This window comes from Streptomyces sp. NPDC101191 (assembly GCF_044767915.1).
Classification (GTDB): domain Bacteria; phylum Actinomycetota; class Actinomycetes; order Streptomycetales; family Streptomycetaceae; genus Streptomyces.
The window spans coordinates 59311-70984 of the sequence record NZ_JBIWOU010000016.1; the positions used below are offsets into that span (position 1 = coordinate 59311).

Here is an 11674-nt window from a genome sequence, read left to right on the forward strand (position 1 = left end):
GCCATGCCCCGCAAGCCCGCCCGCGCCGTGGCCCCCTGGGTCCGCACCCGGCTGCGGACCGCCCCGGGCACGGCCCTCGCCTACGGCCTGCTCGTGCTGGTCACGGCCTTCCTCGCAGCCGCGCTGCCGCGCTCGGTCGACACGTACGAGACCGAGGGCCTGTGGCACGCGGTCGACTCGGCCGAGCCGCGCCGCACCGCGCTGACGCTGACCTCCTCCGTGAAGAGCAGCCTCTCCCCCGAGAAGCGGGCGCAGGAGTTCGCCCCGGAGAAGATGCGTACGATCCGGGACCGGCTGACGCCCCTGCTGCCCGCCCCGCTGAAGGTCGACCCCGCGAACTCGATGTACGGGGTGCACACGACGAAGCGGATCCCCGGCCTCGACCGGTGGCTGCCCGCACCCGACGGCGAACCGGCCGAGTTCGTCCTCGACACGCCCTCCGACCTCGCCGCCCACTCCACCCTGACGGCCGGCCGGGCCGCCCGGGCCGGCAAGGGCGGCGCCATGGAGGCGGTCGTCACGGCGAAGACGGCCAAGGCCCTCCACCTGAAGGTCGGTTCGGTCGTCCACCTCCCGGGCAGCGACGCCGAGCCCAAGCCGGTCACCATCACCGGCATCGTCGAACCGCGTGACACCGGCAGCGGCTACTGGGCGGTCGACCCGGCCCTGCACACCCCCCTCTTCACGGCCCGGGGCTCCGTCGAGGTCAAGTGGTACTGGGTCGCCACCCTGATCGTGGCGCCCGAGAGCGCTCCCGGGCTCGACAGCACCCTCGGCGAGCCCGAACAGTACTGGCGGTACGCGCCCACCGTCGGCCACCTCACCGCGCAGGACACCGACCGGCTCACCGCCGCCCTCGACTCGGCGTCCAGCGGGCCCGACCTGGTGGCTCTGCGCGGGGTCCTCGGCACCACCGGCAACGTCACCACCCAGCTCGACGAGGTCGTCACCGAACACCTCGGCATGCGCGGCGCGATCGCCGCGGTCGTCGCCGTCGCCGTCTTCGGCGTGGGCGCGGTCGCCGCCGTCGTGCTCGCCATGACCGGAGGCCTGTTCACCGCCCGTCGCCACGCCGAGTTCGCGCTGCTGCGCTCCCGCGGCGCGTCCCTGACCGGCATCGGCGGACGGCTGCTCGGCGAGACCGCCGCGGTCGCCGTCCCGGCCGCCGCGCTCGGCCTGCTGCTCGCCCTCGCCGTCACCGACTCCGCCGGCGCCCGGTTCGCCCCCGCCTGCGCCGGAGCCGTGGGCGTCGCCCTGCTCGCCACCCTCGTGCTGCCGCTGCGCGCGGTGTTCCTGCACCGCCGCCCGCAGCTGCACGGCGGCCGCGACGACCTCGTCTCCGCCCGGCCCTCCCGGCGCCGCACGGTCGTCGAACTCACCTTCCTCGTCCTCGCGGTGGGCGCCGTCGTCGCGCTGCGCCGCCGCGGCACCGGCGACGCCGGCGACTACCTGGTCAGCGCGGCGCCGGTGCTCGTCGGTCTGATCGCCGCGCTCGTCCTCGTACGGCTGTACCCGCTGCCGCTGCGCTGGGCGGCCCGGCCCGCACGCCGGCTGCGGGGCGCGGTCGGCTTCCTGTCGCTCGCCCGCGCCGGGCGCTCCTCGTCGACCGGCGCGCTGCCGCTGCTCGCCCTGCTCCTCGCGCTGACCACGGCCGCGTTCGGCGGCTCCGTGCTGGCCGGAGTCGCCGACGCGCGCGACCGGGCCGCCTTCCTGGCGACCGGCGCGGACGCCCGGGTGACCGACGACGTGGGCTGGACGCCGCTGCCCGCCGGCGTCACCGAGACGGTGGCCGGGTTCCCGGGCGTGCGGGAGGTGTCGCCCGTGCAGATCGAGTACGGCCTGGAACTGCCCTCGCACGCGGGTGTCACCGACAACGGCATGGGCGCCCCGCTGATCGGCGTGGAGCCCGCGTCGTACGCCCGGCTCGCGGAGCGGACCGGCTTCGGCCCGTTCCCCGCCGACCTGCTGAAGTCCACCGGCACCGGAGGACCCGCCCATGTCGGCGACACCTCCCGGGTCCTCCCCGCGATCGCCTCGCCCCGGGTCGCCGAGCGCCTCGGCACCCGGCCCATCGAGATCACGGCGGCCGCCGGACGGTTCCATGTGAAGGTGGTCGCCGTGCGCGACGTCACGCCCGCGCTGCCCGACAAGGACTTCCTGCTCGTCAACGGCGCCGACCTCACCAACCGGGCGTCCACCACGCTGCTGGTCACCGGCAAGGGCGACGGAGCTCTCGACGGCACGGCGCTGCGCGCCGCGGTCCGCGCGAAGGACGCGAAGGGCCAGGTGGCGCTGACCGCCGAGAAGCGCGCCCGGTTCGTCGACTCGCCGATGCAGGACGGCGCCGAACGCCTCTATCTCGCCGCCATCGCCGCGGGCGCCGGCTATGCCGTGCTCGCCGTGCTGATCTCCCTGCTCCAGGTTGCGCCCGAGCGCACCACCCTGCTCGCCCGGCTGCGCACGATGGGCCTGACCCGCGGGCAGGCCCGCCGGCTGCTCGTGTGGGAGGCGCTCCCGCAGGCGGTGCTCGCGGCGCTGGGCGGCGCGCTGGTGGGCTGGGCGACGATCCTGCTCCTGGCGCCCGGAGTGGACCTGGCGCGGCTCGCGCTGGCCGCCGCGCCGGAGGAGGCGGTGGCGCTGGGGGCCGCGCTCCGGGCCGACCGCTGGTCGCTGGGGCTTCCGGCGGCCGGCGTGGTCCTGCTCGCGGGGGCGGCGGCCGTCGTGCAGGCGTGGTGGGCATCCCGCAGGAGCTCGATCAAGGAACTCAGGGCAGGAGACGCACGATGACGACGACCTCGGTGAGCCCGGGCAACTCCGGTCCGACGACCCTGGAGGAGCTGGAGCGACGGGCGACGGCCCGGCGCGACCGGCCCTCGTACGGGCACGACGCCCTGATCGCCTGCGACCGGCTCGTCCGGATCTTCACCACCGACGGGGTGGAGGTGCAGGCGCTCCAAGGCCTCGACCTCCTGGTGAAGGAGGGCGAGTTGATGGCCCTGGTCGGCGCCTCCGGTTCGGGGAAGTCGACGCTCATGAACATCCTCGCCGGGCTCGACGTGCCGACCGCCGGCGCCGCCAAGGTCGCGGGCTGCGACCTGCTCTCCATGGACGGCAAGGCACGGCTGCGCTATCGCCGCGAGGTCGTCGGCTTCGTCTGGCAGCAGACCGCCCGCAATCTCCTGCCGTACCTGACGGCCGCGCAGAACGTGGCCCTGCCGATGCAGTTGAAGGGCCGCTCCCCGCACAAGGCGCAGCGCGCGGAGCAGCTTCTGTCGATGCTCGGCATGGCCGAGATGGCCGACCGGCGGCCGCACCAGCTCTCCGGCGGCCAGCAGCAGCGGGTGGCGATCGCCGTGGCGCTCGCCAACAACCCGTCGGTGCTGCTCGCCGACGAGCCCACCGGCGAGCTGGACTCGGCCACCGGCGAGCAGGTCTTCGCGGCCTTCCGCCGGGCCAACGAGGAGCTCGGCACGACGATCGTGATCGTCACCCACGACCAGGCGGTGGCCTCCGAGGTACGCCGTACGGTCGCGATCCGCGACGGCCGGACCTCCTCCGAGGTGCTGCGCCGCACCGAGATCGACGCGGAGGGCCAGGAGTCGCTGGTGGCCAGGGAGTACGCGATGCTCGACCGGGCGGGCCGGCTCCAGCTGCCCGCCGAGTACACCGAGACGCTGGGCATGCGGCACCGGGTGGCCCTGGAGCTGGAGCAGGACCACATCGGGGTGTGGCCGGACGACGCGGAGCCGGACGCCGAGCACTGACGGCACGGTCCACCGACGGGACCGGCCGGCCGACCCCGGTCGACCGACGGAACCGGCCGGCCGAACCGATCGACCGACGGAACCGGCCGGCCGAACCGATCCCCGACGGAACCGGCCAGCCGAAACCGATCGTCCGGCGGAACCGGCCTCCGGAGAAGGACGTCTCCCTGGCGGGGGGTGACCCGTGACGAAGACCGTGTCGTACGCAGGCGCCGTGCTCGTGCCCGCCGGTGCCGGTGTCCTGTTGCACCTGTGGGCGGGCTGGAGCATGCACAGCCCCGTCCGCCTTCCGACCGTGCTCGCGCTCCTGGCGGGCCTCGCCCTCGCCGGCGTCGCCCTGTTCGCGCACGACGCGCTGTTCCGTGAGGGCGGCAGCATCCTCGCCGCCGTACTGCTCGTGGCGGGCCTGGGGGCGGTGTGGGTGGAGGCCCGGGACTCCCGGATCCGCGCGGAGGTCGTCGCGTGCGTGGTCGCCGGCGAGCCCCGGACGACGTTCCACCCGACCTTCGGCGAGGGCGCCCCGAGCGAGAAGCGGCTCTACCACCATCCGGTGTCCTGCGACGGCGGCTATCCGCCGGAGTTCACCGCGGAGAAGCGGATCGGCGGGGCGGGCACGAAGGTCGACATCGCGTACGACCCCGCCCACCGCATGGACCCGATCCTGGCCGAGGACAACGTCGCCCACGGCTCCCTGGTCGTCCCGTCGGTCCTCCTCACCCTGAGCGCAGCGCTCTCGGCCCTGGCGCTCGCCGGAGAGGGCCGCGAAAACGGGCCGATGTGGTGAGGCGGGGTGCGGCCCTTGACGTACAAGGGGTGTGGCGGGGGGCGAGGCCGGTGCGCCGGGGCCTCAGGCCCGCAGGTCCATCAGGCCGGCGGCGGTCGGGCGGAAGCCGCATGCCTCGTGGAAGCGGGCGAGGTGGGGCTCGAAGTCCACGTGCAGCCAGTGCGCTCCACGCTCCCGCGCGGCCGCGGCGGCGGCCCGGACGAGAGCGACGCCCAGGCCCGCGCGGCGTTCGCCGGGATGGACGGTGGTGTCGAGCAGGAAGGCGTGCACGCCTCCGTCGCCGACCACGTTCACGTAGCCGACGAGCCGCCCGTCGCGGCGCGCGGTGACGTGCAGCAGGCGCCGGGCGAGGACCGGGGTGAAGTCGGTGGACCGGTGTCCGGGCCAGGAGGCCCGGAAGAGCTCGTCGAGCTCGGGGCCGGTGAGCGGCCCCTCGACCACGGGGGTGATCACCGGGCGGTGCCCGGCGTCACGCTCAGGGCCATCGGAACGGTCCGCAGGGCGACCGAGCCGTACGGGGTACGGAGCCGCAGCCACGGGCCGGAGGCGAACAGGACCACCGGCAGCTCCTCGTCGGGGAGCCGCGGCAGGAAGCCGAGGGACTGCGCCGCGTGCGCCGCACGCAGCGGCAGACCCGTGTCGGCGAGGGTGCGGGACCAGATCTCGCGGCCTATGCGGTCGCGCTCGGCCCGGGTGCGCCGCTCCCCGGGCAGGGCCTCGTCGCGGGAGCGGAACTCGGTGACCGCCGCGGCGACCGCGCCCCGTATCCCGTCGGCGGACGGCAGCCCGGCGACGGGCTCCCAGCCGCCGCGGGGCGGCAGCACCCCGGCCCACGGCGGGCCGGTGACGGAGTCGGGGACGACCGCCTTGCCCGCCGACTCCTCGATGCCTTCGAGGAGTTCGCCGGCGGACACGGTCACGTCCAGGTCCACCGCGTCCACGAGCCGCGCGGTGCGGATCGCGAGCACCTCGAAGGACGAGGGCCGCCCGAACACGGCGAGCGCGCCGGCGCCGGCCTGCAGGCGGACGGCGGCGGCGCGGTCGTAGTGGAGCAGCCGACGCAGGAAGGCGGCGAGTCCCGCCGCCTCCCTGGGGTCGGCGAAGTGCAGCGGCGCGATGGCGGTCATGCGGCGGACGTCATCCCGTCGTCCATGTACTCCTTGAGGAACGCCCGCTCCTCGTCGGAGATCCGGCGCGGGCGCTGCTCGGCGAGGTCGAACGGCACGACCACCGTCTGCGCCCGCACGTACGTCACGTCCGGGTCCTTGATCTCGTACGCGATCGTCAGCGACGCCGCGCCCATCTTGGTGACCCAGGACTCGATGGTCACCGGCTCGTGCCGGTGGACCAGCGGCCGTACGTAGTCGATCTCGTGGCGGGCCACGACGGACCCTCCGGAGAACGACGGGCTCCCGTTCCCCGGCGCGAGCCGGAACATGAAGTCGATCCGCGCCTCCTCCAGATAGCGGAGGAAGACGACGTTGTTGACGTGCCCGAAGGCATCCATGTCCGACCAGCGCAGGGGGCAGGAGTAGATGTGTCGTGCCATGAGAAAGATCAGCCTCGGGTGAGCTTCTTGTAGGTGGCGCGGTGCGGACGGGTGGCGTCCGGGCCGAGCCGCTCGACCTTGTTCTTCTCGTACGACTCGAAGTTGCCCTCGAACCAGAACCACTTGGAGTCGCCCTCGTACGCCAGGATGTGGGTGGCGACTCGGTCGAGGAACCAGCGGTCGTGGGAGACGACCACCGCTGCGCCCGGGAAGTCGAGGAGCGCGTTCTCGAGCGAGGACAGGGTCTCGACGTCGAGGTCGTTGGTCGGCTCGTCGAGGAGCAGCAGGTTGCCGCCCTGCTTGAGGGTGAGCGCGAGGTTGAGGCGGTTGCGCTCACCGCCGGAGAGCACGCCGGCCGGCTTCTGCTGGTCCGGGCCCTTGAAGCCGAACGCGGAGACGTAGGCGCGGGACGGCATCTCGACCTGGCCGACGTTGATGTAGTCCAGCTCGTCCGAGACGACCGCCCAGAGGGTCTTCTTCGGGTCGATGTTGGCGCGGGACTGGTCCACGTACGAGATCTTGACGGTCTCGCCGACCTTGATCTCGCCGGAGTCCGGCGTCTCCAGGCCCTGGATCATCTTGAACAGCGTGGTCTTGCCGGCGCCGTTCGGGCCGATGATGCCCACGATGCCGTTGCGCGGCAGCGTGAAGGACAGGTCGTCGATGAGGACCTTGTCACCGAAGGCCTTGGAGAGGTTGTTGACCTCGACGACGACGGAGCCCAGACGCGGGCCCGGCGGGATCTGGATCTCCTCGAAGTCCAGCTTCCGCATCTTGTCGGCCTCGGCGGCCATCTCCTCGTAGCGCGCCAGACGCGCCTTGGACTTGGCCTGACGCCCCTTGGCGTTGGACCGCACCCACTCGAGCTCTTCCTTGAGGCGCTTGGCGCGCTTCTCGTCCTTCTTGCCCTCGACCTTGAGGCGCTCGGCCTTCTTCTGCAGGTAGGTCGAGTAGTTGCCCTCGTACGGGAGGGCGCGGCCGCGGTCGAGCTCGAGGATCCACTCGGCCACGTTGTCGAGGAAGTACCGGTCGTGGGTGATGGCCACGACGGTGCCCTTGTACTGCGCGAGGTGCTGCTCCAGCCAGTTCACCGACTCGGCGTCGAGGTGGTTGGTGGGCTCGTCGAGCAGCAGCAGGTCGGGGGCCTCCAGCAGCAGCTTGCAGAGCGCGACGCGGCGCTTCTCGCCACCGGAGAGGTTGTTGACCGGCCAGTCGCCGGGCGGGCAGCCCAGGGCGTCCATGGCCTGCTCCAGCTGGGCGTCGAGGTCCCACGCGTTGGCGTGGTCCAGGTCCTCCTGGAGCTTGCCCATCTCCTCCAGCAGCGCGTCCGAGTAGTCGGTCGCCATCTCTTCGGCGATCGCGTTGAACCGGTTGAGCTTGCCCTTGATCTCGGCGACGCCGTCCTCGACGTTCTCCAGGACCGTCTTGGACTCGTCCAGCTTCGGCTCCTGCATGAGGATGCCGACCGAGTAGCCGGGCGAGAGGAACGCGTCACCGTTGGAGGGCTGCTCCAGGCCGGCCATGATCTTCAGGACGGTGGACTTACCGGCACCGTTCGGGCCGACCACACCGATCTTCGCACCGGGCAGGAAGCTCAGCGTCACGTCATCGAGGATGACCTTGTCGCCGTGCGCCTTGCGCGTCTTGCGCATCGTGTAGATGTACTCAGCCAAGAGAAACCGTCCGGCAAAGAGTGAGTGGGCAGATACACCCCATCTTGCCTGACCGAGCCCCGTCGGCGGAAACCAGTACCGCTCCGACCGCCTGAACTGGGGCTTGTCGGGCGGCTCGGTCGCCGTCTACGACCTGCTACCCGTGGACCGCTCTTCACGGCCGCCAAGCTCCTCATCGGACGGGCGGGGTTCGTCACCCTCGCCGCCCTCCAGGACCGCTCTATCTCCACGGGCACCGGGTTCTCGACCGCCGGATGCGGCGGCATCACCGCCGGGACCGGGGAGCTGCGGTCCGGGGCGGTCGATCGCCGGCTGCTGCGTGCCCGGCGAGGAGTCCGGCCAGGTACGTCACCACGACCGCGATCCCGACGCCGGCGAAGGTGAAGCCGATCCGCCGCGCTTCCTCCGCCAGGGCGGTCGGATGCGGCAGCCCCTCGGCGATCAGCACGGTCCCGGCCACCGCCGCGACGTACCAGGTGTAGCTCACGGCACGGACCGCCCCGGCGAGGCCGCCGAGCACCACGATGACCGCCCCCATCACGATCTTGTTGTCGACTCCCATCAGGACCGCCGCCGCCAGCGCGGCACCGATCACCGTCCCGGTGAGGCGCTGCGCAGCCACCAGGGTCGACTGCCCCAGGCTCGGCTTCATCGCGACCAGCGCGGCCACCGGCATCCAGTCGGCGTTCGGAACGTCCAGCCCGAACGCGATCGCCACCGCGGCCGCCACGGCGACGGCGCGGATCACCGCGTACATGATCACCTTGCGGCTCAGCGGCACCGGTGTCGTATCGCCGGGCAGCAGCTCGGCACCGGTCTGCTGCCGCCCGGAGCGTCCGCCGGCCAGCCACATGAGACCGATGTATCCGATCATCAGGCCCGACCCGATCAGCCAGGCGAGGGCCTGCGGCCAGGCACCGGTGTGCACCCCGTCCGCCCGGTACGCGCTCGGGAGGGAGAGCGCGATGAGGAACCAGACGTTCAGCAGCAGCGCGGCGACGAACCGGCGCGCACCGTAGGTCACGGCCAGGCCGGCCAGGATGGTGACCAGGAACGCGGCCAGCGCCACCCACCCCCATGCCTGCGCCCCCAGCCAGTAACCCAGCGCGGTCAACAAGGCACCGGAGACGGCGATGACCCCCAGCCTCGGCGCGCGATAGGAGTACCGGCCGCCCGGGTCGCACAAGCCGGTGAACAACGCCCCGAGCGCCACGCTGACGAAGTACTTCTCCTCGCCCAGCGCACCCAGGACGACCAGCGGGAGCAACATCACCAGCAGGATCGAGGCGCCCCGTCGCAGGCTGAACCCCTGCGCGTTGATCTTGAAGATCGCCGAGACTTCGAACCTGGCCACCTCCGCCACCTCCGCCCCAGGATCGACGAGCAGTCCGGACTGCCGGCCCCGATCCCGGCGGGGCCCGCCGTACGACGAAACGAGCCCTCTCCTACGAGAATCCCCGCCCGTGCCGCAGCCCGCGACCGCGAGTGGACACACCACTCCCAGCGGTCCAGCAAGGGCGTCTCAGCACGCCGCCCGATCGGCGAGGTCGACCGTGGTCACCACGCGTGGTCACCACGCAGGCGGCGCCGTCAGCCGCGAGTGCTGCTGGGCCGCGTCGCTCGAGGGGTAGGAGCCGCACAGCGCCGCGTCGGCGGCCGGCGGCTCGTCCGGGGGGGCACAGCGACCGGCCCGTCACCTTCCGTGACCCCCCGACGCGACGGAACGGCCCCGCCGCGCGCTGCGCGACGGGGCCGTTCCGTCATGCTCTACCGCTTACCGCTCGCGGTCGGCCGCTTACTGGCCGGCCGGCTTCTTCCGGCGGAGGAAGAAGACCGCGCCGCCGCCGATCACGACGAGCGCGGCAGCGATGCCGGCGATCATCGGGGTGGCGTTGGAGCTACCGGTCTCGGCGAGGTCGCCACCACCAGTGGTGCCGGAGGTGCTGCCGCCGGTGGCCGGGGTCTGCGACGGGGCCGGGGTCTCGGACGGCTTCGGGCCGGGGGTGGCCGTCTTGCAGTCGAGGACGCCCTCGACGACCTTCTCGAAGCCGTTCGGGCCGGTGATCGTGAACTTGTACGCCTCGTCCTCGGCGACCGGGACGGTGAAGGTCTCGGACTTGCCGGGGGCGACGGTGTGCTTCTCGCCCTTCAGCTCGAAGGACCAGTCCTCGTCACCCTCGTTGGAGGCGGTGATGTCCACGCCACCCTTGGCGCAGTTCTTCACGGCGGAGACGGCCGGAACGGCGCCCTTCTTGGCCCACGTCGCGGTGGCCTTGGCGCTCACCGTGGAGGTGCTGGTGCCGGCCAGGATCAGGGTCTGGCTCTTGACCTTCTTGCTCACGAAGGCGCGACCGATCGGGACCGTGGTGTCGCCCTGGACGCTCACCTCGGCGCTGCCGTCGGCGGTGCCGGCCGGGACATCGAAGTAGATCTTGCTCGCGCCCTTGGAGACGGAGCTGACGACCTTGCCGTCCTTGTCCACGATCTTCACACCGGCCGGAGCTCCGGGGGTGAGGGAGACCGCGGCCGTCTCGGCGTTGGTGTCCACGGTGATCGGGCCGAGACGCTCTCCGGCCTTACCCGCGACGGAGGACGGGGAGAGGCTGAGGGAAGCCTTGGGCTCCTCCACGTTCTCCGCCTTGTCCTCCAGGTACTGGGTCAGCTTGGCCGCGTCGGCGTCGTGGGGGGTGCCCTCGATCTTGTCCGAGAAGTGCCAGATGGCAGCCTGCGTCGCGGCGGCCGCGGTCTCCTTGGTGAGCTTGGCGGCGCCGGCCTTCTTGGCCAGGTCGTCGAGGTCGTTCACCTGCGGGTAGGAGTGCTGCAGGATCCACCGGATCTTGCCGGCGTTCGGGTTGTTGTGGAGCGACGACTGGTCCCAGCCGACCTCGTCGTACTCCTGACCCTTGATGGCGTCGGTGTGGAAGTCGATGCAGTAGGTCTGGATGGACCCACCGGACTTCACGGCCATCTCGAAGAGACCGGCGTTGACGTCCCAGCCGAGGCCCTTGATCTTGACCTTCGCGTAGGTCTTCAGATCACCGAGCGTGGCGGTCGCGCCGCCGGTGCCCTGATCGGCCTCGTCGGCCATCGCAGGTCCCGCGACAGCTATCGCACCGGCGGCGACCAGACCCGTGATCGCGGTCGCTGCGGCAAGGCGGGCGGCGCCGCGCCTCCGTACAGAAAACATTTGGATTTCCCCTCCGGGCAGGTCGCTCCGCGGTCATCGATCGATGCGCGTGGGGGGAGCACCTGCCAGCAGACTCACTGACCCACTGGAAGCAAGCGCCTCATGAGTACAGGGAATCCTAGGGACGCGAAACCCTCCCGTGTCCACTAGTGCGATCCGATAACCATACCGACTCGAAATCGTTATCAGAGGGGGAAGTTGATGCCGAAACCGCTGGTCACGGTGTCGACAAATCTCCGCAACGCATGGTCAGGAGGCGGTTACCAAACCGCTGTTGGTGCCGTCGGGGACGGATGGCGGCGTCTGCCAGGGGTCGGGCGCGTTCACATCTGGAGGCTGTAGTTCCGGATTCTGCCGTGCCGCCCTCCGGAACGCCGCCGTACCCCGTGACAGGTCGTGACCCGCCGCGGTCGCGACGACGTCGACGAAGGTCTTGCGGCGCCCGTCGAGCTCCTCCTCACGCACTTTCAACCTGCCCTGCACCACCAGCGGTTCCCCCACGGACACCGACGCCGCCAGGTTCACCCCCAGGGAGCGCCAGGCCGACACCGTGTAGAAGCTGGTGGGCCCGTCCGTCCACACCGCCCGCTCCCGGTCCCAGCGCCTGACCGGCACCGCGAACCGGAACCGCGCCACCCCGCCCGTCGGCGTCTCCCGGTACTCCACGTTCGTCGCCACGTTGCCGACCAGCGTCACCGTCGTCTCACTCATGTCTCC

The 11674-nt window shown here is 72.0% G+C and carries 10 protein-coding genes; 3 read left to right on the forward strand and 7 right to left on the reverse strand.

Translation table 11 applies throughout. From position 1 onward, the window contains the following. Nucleotides 1–3: 3 nt before the first annotated feature. From ACIRQF_RS37360 to ACIRQF_RS37370, 3 genes are all read left to right on the forward strand, one after another. The gene (locus ACIRQF_RS37360) at nt 4–2787 is read left to right on the forward strand and encodes an FtsX-like permease family protein (protein ID WP_404099379.1); all 2784 of its coding nucleotides are present in this window, start codon (nt 4–6) and stop codon (nt 2785–2787) included. Further along, nucleotides 2784–3764 (forward strand): ABC transporter ATP-binding protein, encoded by a 981-nt coding sequence (locus ACIRQF_RS37365; protein ID WP_404099382.1) that lies wholly within the window; start codon nt 2784–2786, stop codon nt 3762–3764. Before ACIRQF_RS37360 ends, ACIRQF_RS37365 begins: the two co-directional genes overlap by 4 nt. 184 nt (nt 3765–3948) lie before the next feature. After that, nucleotides 3949–4548 (forward strand): hypothetical protein, encoded by a 600-nt coding sequence (locus tag ACIRQF_RS37370; RefSeq protein WP_376630545.1) that lies wholly within the window; start codon nt 3949–3951, stop codon nt 4546–4548. Between the two features lie 63 nt (nt 4549–4611). Here ACIRQF_RS37370 and ACIRQF_RS37375 read toward each other — a convergent pair whose 3' ends face one another. The 7 genes from ACIRQF_RS37375 to ACIRQF_RS37405 all read right to left on the reverse strand — a co-directional run bounded on the left by ACIRQF_RS37375 (nt 4612) and on the right by ACIRQF_RS37405 (nt 11668). Next, nucleotides 4612–5001, reverse strand: a complete 390-nt coding sequence (locus tag ACIRQF_RS37375; protein ID WP_404099384.1) for a GNAT family N-acetyltransferase — start codon at nt 4999–5001, stop codon at nt 4612–4614. Beyond that, nucleotides 4998–5675 (reverse strand): hypothetical protein, encoded by a 678-nt coding sequence (locus tag ACIRQF_RS37380; protein WP_376630549.1) that lies wholly within the window; start codon nt 5673–5675, stop codon nt 4998–5000. Before ACIRQF_RS37380 ends, ACIRQF_RS37375 begins: the two co-directional genes overlap by 4 nt. After that, on the reverse strand, nt 5672–6097 hold the full coding sequence (locus tag ACIRQF_RS37385) for an acyl-CoA thioesterase (protein ID WP_376630550.1): 426 nt from the start codon (nt 6095–6097) through the stop codon (nt 5672–5674). Before ACIRQF_RS37385 ends, ACIRQF_RS37380 begins: the two co-directional genes overlap by 4 nt. An 8-nt stretch (nt 6098–6105) precedes the next feature. Next, a complete protein-coding gene (gene ettA / locus ACIRQF_RS37390) occupies nt 6106–7770 on the reverse strand; it encodes an energy-dependent translational throttle protein EttA (RefSeq protein WP_376630552.1) in 1665 nt (554 codons plus the stop codon). 265 nt (nt 7771–8035) lie between these two features. Continuing rightward, nucleotides 8036–9124 carry an FUSC family protein gene (locus ACIRQF_RS37395; RefSeq protein ID WP_404099388.1) on the reverse strand — a complete coding sequence of 363 codons (1089 nt, stop codon included), beginning with the start codon at nt 9122–9124 and terminating at the stop codon, nt 8036–8038. A 441-nt stretch (nt 9125–9565) separates the two neighbouring features. Continuing rightward, on the reverse strand, nt 9566–10957 hold the full coding sequence (locus ACIRQF_RS37400; RefSeq protein ID WP_404099390.1) for a Cys-Gln thioester bond-forming surface protein: 1392 nt from the start codon (nt 10955–10957) through the stop codon (nt 9566–9568). 249 nt (nt 10958–11206) lie between these two features. Further along, nucleotides 11207–11668, reverse strand: a complete 462-nt coding sequence (locus ACIRQF_RS37405; RefSeq protein ID WP_404099393.1) for a single-stranded DNA-binding protein — start codon at nt 11666–11668, stop codon at nt 11207–11209. Nucleotides 11669–11674 lie beyond the last annotated feature (6 nt).